Source organism: Ensifer sp. SSB1, assembly GCF_016652895.1.
Lineage (GTDB): Bacteria > Pseudomonadota > Alphaproteobacteria > Rhizobiales > Rhizobiaceae > Ensifer.
The window spans coordinates 1-5,047 of the sequence record NZ_JAEPRP010000161.1 but is presented as its reverse complement, the minus strand read 5'-3'; the positions used below and the strand labels follow the sequence as shown (position 1 = coordinate 5,047).

The following is a 5,047-nucleotide window of genomic DNA, read 5'->3' as shown; positions in this document are numbered from 1 at the left end:
GGCATCATGATCGCCATGTGCTTCACCTCGCTGCCCTTCATCGTTCGCACGGTGCAGCCGGTGCTGGAAGATCTCGATCCGTCGCTGGAAGAAGCGGCCCAGTCGCTTGGCGGGTCCGATTGGGCGATCTTCCGCAAGGTCATCCTGCCGCTTCTCACGCCGGCCCTGCTCGCAGGTCTATCGCTTTCCTTCGCCCGTTGCCTCGGCGAGTTCGGCGCAATCATCTTCATCGCCGGCAACCAGCCGATGTCGACCGAGATCACCGCGCTGCTGATCTTCATCCGGCTGGAGGAATACGATTACCAGGCCGCCGCGGCGATCGCGTCCGTCCTGTTGCTCACGGCCTTCCTCATGCTCGGCATCACAAACTGGCTGCAGGCGCGTGCGCTGCGCTATACGGCGAGGGGCTGACCATGAGAATGATGAGAACCGGACGCACCCCGCCGCGGGTCGGTGATGGACCATTCTTCCGCCGCATGCTGATCGGCACCGTCCTGATCCTCGGTGCCTTCCTTATCCTTGCACCTCTGCTGATCATTGGTGTCGAAGCCTTTGCCAAGGGATGGCAGGTTTATCGCGACACGATCCTTCATCCCGACACCCGGCACGCGATCATGCTGACCGTGCTTGCGGCGCTGGTCGCAGTGCCGGTCAACACCGCCTTCGGCATTGCCGCGGCCTGGGCCATCACCAAGTTCGACTTCCGCGGCAAGGCCTTCCTGCTGGTGGTGATCGAAATCCCGTTCTCGGTCTCGCCGATTGTAGCGGGTGTCGCCTATCTCTTTGTCTATGGCCTGCAGGGCATCTTCGGTCCGACACTCGATGCCTACGGCATCAAGATCCTGTTCGCGATCCCCGGCATCATCCTTGCCTCGATGTTCGTCACCGCGCCGTTCGTCGCGCGCGAACTCATACCGCTCATGCAGGCGCAGGGCAGGGACCTCGAGGAGGCGGCAACGTCGCTCGGGGCTTCCGGCTGGCGCACCTTCTTCTCGGTCACGCTGCCGAACATCAAATGGGCGCTGCTTTATGGCGTGGTTCTCTGCAATGCCCGCGTCATGGGCGAGTTTGGCGCCGTGTCGGTGGTTTCGGGCAATATCCGCGGCCAGACCAACACGCTGCCACTTCATATCGAACTGCTATACCACGATTACCAGGCGGCAGGCGCCTTCGCGTCGGCGTCCATCCTGGCGCTGATCGCCGTCTTCACCATCATTGCCAAAGTGGCGCTGGAACGCCGTGGGGCGGGCCGTGTCCGTCCGGCAGCCAATCCTGCGGAGTAAACATCATGAAGATCCGCCTTGACCACGTCGTCAAGACTTTCGAAACGTTCCGCGCCGTCAAGGACGTGTCCCTCGAGATCGAGAGCGGCGAGCTTGTCGCTCTGCTCGGGCCGTCCGGCTCCGGCAAGACGACCATTCTGCGCATGGTCGCCGGGCTCGAATTCGCCGATGGCGGCCACATCTATTTCGGTGATCAGGATGCAACGGATATCCCGGTGCGCGATCGGGGCGTGGGCTTCGTCTTCCAGCACTATGCGCTCTTCCCGCATATGACCGTGGCGGAAAATATCGCCTTTGGTATGGACGTCTCGAAGGTCAAGCGCGAGAAGGCGGCGATCCAGGCACGGGTGACGGAGCTGCTGCGGCTGGTCCGTCTCGAAGGTCTGGGTGACCGGTTTCCGGCGCAAATTTCCGGGGGGCAGCGTCAGCGCGTCGCACTTGCCCGCGCCCTTGCGGTCGATCCGAAAGTGCTGCTGCTCGACGAGCCTTTCGGCGCGCTGGACGCCAATGTCCGGCGGGAGCTTCGCCGTTGGCTGCGCGAGATCCATACAACGCTCGGCATCACGACGCTGTTCGTCACCCACGACCAGGAAGAGGCGCTCGACCTTGCCGATCGCGTGGTGATCCTGAAGGATGGTCACATCGTCCAACAGGGAACACCGGAGGCAGTCTGCCGCGACCCCAAGTCGGCATTTGTCATGAAGTTCCTGGGGGATGCCAACATGCTGGCCGCCGAGGTGCGCGATGGCAGGGCCTATGCCGATGGCGCGGAGATCGACGCCGCAGGCTTGGCGGATGGCAAGGCTGAACTCTACGCCCGTCCGGGTGATCTCGACTGGGCGCCGAAGGGAGCCGGCATCGCCGCCACCGTCAGCCGTGTCATGGACCGGCCCGGCGGTCGCCGGGTGATAGCGACCACCCGGGACGGTGCGCATCTGGAACTCGACCTGGAGCCGGAACGCACGGTGAAATCCGGCGACACTGGATTTGTCACGTTGCGCCGCGCGAAGGTCTTTGCTGCCTAGTTGCTAGAAGCCGGCTGTCACGGTTATCCGTATCGGCGGCTGCCGTTGACCTCTTTGCCGACGATTTCCCGGATGATGGTCAAGGTCTCCTTGGCCGCCTTCTTCGGGTCCAGCGCCGTATCGGCGACATTGCTGACCAGCCTGGTGATGTCGTGATCGATGTTCTTCTCCGCCCATCGCTTGCCCTTGGCGACGGTGATGTAGACGGAGTAGGCGTGATGCATCGTGCCGGGACGTTCGCCGATGATGTGGAGGATCCCTCTCAGGCTGTCGGGGTCGGCCTTCGCGTAAAGCATCTCGCCAATGCGATAGCCGGCCCGCACTCGTCCGCTCGTGACGACGATGTTCTTGTCTCCCACCGAGACGCCCGCGTCGGAAAGAAGCTTGCGCATCTCTTCGAGGAAGGGTGCAAGGTGACCCTCGTCCATGATGGCCTTGGCGTTCAGGCCGTCTGAAATGACGATCTGCCCTTTCGGGATGTCATCACCCCAGAGTTCCCGGACCTTTTCAATCTCGGCGGCCGTTTCCGGGCTAATCGTTTCGCCTGTGGTCGGGTGGGCGATATAGTCGTTGCGGTCCCTGGAGAGCGTGCGCACCGGCACGGCGTTGGGAACGGCGGCAATGAACTCGGGCGTGAGCTCAGCCCAGAGCGATAGCTTGGCATCGTCGTAGAGGCTCTTGACCTTGGCCGCGAGGGCCGGGTTGAGATCCCAGATCTCTGCACCGTGACCGGTTGCGAGGTCTACGCCTCTCGCCTCAACCTCCTGCATCTTCTCGCGGCCTTCGGCGTAGACGGCGTCCTTGGATCGTCCGTCACCTTTGGCGAGACGATACTGGTAATAGACCCAGAGGGGGTCTCCATAGTTTGCCGTGTAGCTGCCATCCTCGCCAACGATCCCGATGCGCTTGTAGAATTCCCACATTGCATCATTGACCTTGAAGCCGAATTTATCCCGTACCCGCACGTGGTCCTGGAACGATGTGGTGAGATAGCTCAACATCGGGTCGTTCTTGGTCGGCAGCGCGATCAGATAGGCGGGATTGGCGGGAAGGATCTGGTCCTGGCACCAGTCCAGGTCTTCAAGACTGACCGTCATGTGCAGGGTGGTGCAGATGTCGAGCCCGATGATCAGCCCATGCAGCTTGCCCATGACCATGTCTTCGAGGCAGCACCTGACCAGCTGCTCGCGGGTCTTGAAGACCTCCGGTCCTATGAAGCCGGCAACATCGTTGACATGAAGCCACGCGCCCTTGGGCTGGACCTTGGCAAGTTCAATTCCGACGGCCCTGCTGAACCCGTATTTGCGTGCCTCAAGCACCATCATATCGACGCCGTTTGCGACGCCGTTGGTGAATTCCGAACCCTGCCCGGTTTCGAAGTAGAGGCCATATCGTTCGCCGGCCTTGGCGCTCGCATACTTCAGGATCTTGTCGTTCGTGATGTCGAAGATCTTGTTGCAGTCGTCCGTTCCGGCAAGGCTTTGGAACATGGTCGAAACCGTTCCCGGGAAATCCTCGTGGACCTCGGCCTGAACGTCGATGTGCGCAAGCACGCACCAGGGGATCACGTCGCCGAGCGCAAATGTGTCGACGATGTCCTTGAGCGCGCGCTCGACAGTGACGACGCTATCGACCGTGCTGTCCACGGGATTGGTGCCGATGACGATATCGCCGGTCGCATAGGAGAATGCATCGAACACCTGCCAGACGATGTCTTCGGGGTGATCCGTGGGAGAATTCGGCTGGATCCGAGCGCCCATATACCCCTTCGCGCCCATTTTGGTGCCGGGCATCACATTGAAGATCTTGCTGCTGAGGGAAATAAGCTCCTGATTGGTCATCAGTTTCGGGACGCATCCGATCGTATCGCTGGTCAGCCCGGTCATTATGGCCTTGATGCTTTCTTCCGGTTCGTTCAGAAGAAAGTCCTTCAATCGTCCCATCGTCCAGTCTTTGACCTTTTCGAATTGGGCCTGGTCGGTCGTCTGCCAGATGAGGCGCTGCAGACTGTCCTCAAACAGCGGATGCTCGTAGAGTTCGCCGATCTTGGTGTTGGTCAGCAGAGCGCGCGCATGGAGCCGTGTCGCGTCGTCTTCAGCGCCCACGCCAATCGTTTGATCCCCCTCCTTGAACTCGTTGGCAGCGCCGATCACCTGCTGGTAGGCTTTTTGGGTAAAGCCACCTTTGATCCTTTTGAGGTAGGCGAACACATCCTCATCGCGTCTGACCTCTTCGATCTTGATTGCCGTTTCGCCGGACGCCGCTGCCGCCCTGTGGCTGGAGCTGGCGAGTGCCGCGGCTGCAGTTCCGGCAATGATCAGAAGGTCTCTTCTGTATAGTCCGGCATGCTGGTGAGAGAACGAGCCCTTCGTCATGGTCACTTCCTTTCTGCAGAAGGTCGGTACCGCGTTGGATTGTGCGTTGCGGCGGCTTCGAGAGCCGCCGAATTCGTGCTTTGCGCTGGGCGAAAATTCGCCCGGCTCGCCCCCCCCTGCTATGGATATGGCGTCAGCGCCTCCGACCTCATCAGCCGACAACCAGAACGACTTGATGGTTTTGTCCGTCATCGACGAGCGGGACGCTGACGTCCTTGAGTTCCTCGCCATCCAGCGTGATTGCCCGCCCGGATCCCCTTTTGACCTCGATGCAATAGGTGGCTGCTCCAAATCGGAAGTCCACTTCATAGCCGGGCCAATTGGTCGGCATGCAGGGTTCGATAAAGAGCTGTGCGCCTTGTCG

General features: G+C 60.9%; 5 protein-coding genes. 3 read left to right on the top strand and 2 right to left on the bottom strand.

The features are described from left to right. The 3 genes from I8N66_RS29280 to I8N66_RS29270 form a co-directional block, all read left to right on the top strand. Nucleotides 1–411 (top strand): ABC transporter permease subunit (locus I8N66_RS29280; protein WP_291161545.1); only part of this gene is annotated, 411 nt, incomplete at its 5' end. A gap of 2 nt (nucleotides 412–413) precedes the next feature. Continuing rightward, nucleotides 414–1,283 (top strand): sulfate ABC transporter permease subunit CysW, encoded by an 870-nt coding sequence (cysW, locus tag I8N66_RS29275; protein WP_291161542.1) that lies wholly within the window; start codon nucleotides 414–416, stop codon nucleotides 1,281–1,283. 5 nt (nucleotides 1,284–1,288) lie between these two features. Next, a complete protein-coding gene (locus I8N66_RS29270; RefSeq protein ID WP_291161538.1) occupies nucleotides 1,289–2,308 on the top strand; it encodes a sulfate/molybdate ABC transporter ATP-binding protein in 1,020 nt (339 codons plus the stop codon). Nucleotides 2,309–2,331: 23 nt separating this feature from the next. Here the strand turns inward: I8N66_RS29270 and I8N66_RS29265 are convergent, their stop codons facing one another. Both I8N66_RS29265 and I8N66_RS29260 read right to left on the bottom strand, forming a co-directional pair. Continuing rightward, nucleotides 2,332–4,683 (bottom strand): ethanolamine ammonia-lyase, encoded by a 2,352-nt coding sequence (locus I8N66_RS29265; protein WP_291161535.1) that lies wholly within the window; start codon nucleotides 4,681–4,683, stop codon nucleotides 2,332–2,334. Between the two features lie 151 nt (nucleotides 4,684–4,834). Continuing rightward, nucleotides 4,835–5,047, bottom strand: a 213-nt coding sequence (locus I8N66_RS29260) for a hypothetical protein (protein ID WP_291161532.1), incomplete at its 5' end; no start/stop codon positions are given.

What these genes read in the sequence shown, in the direction of transcription:
- I8N66_RS29265 (WP_291161535.1), bottom strand. Translation starts at nt 4,683, where the DNA reads ATGACGAAGGGCTCGTTCTCTCACCAGCATGCCGGACTATACAGAAGA.
- cysW (WP_291161542.1), top strand. Translation starts at nt 414, where the DNA reads ATGAGAATGATGAGAACCGGACGCACCCCGCCGCGGGTCGGTGATGGA.
- I8N66_RS29270 (WP_291161538.1), top strand. Translation starts at nt 1,289, where the DNA reads ATGAAGATCCGCCTTGACCACGTCGTCAAGACTTTCGAAACGTTCCGC.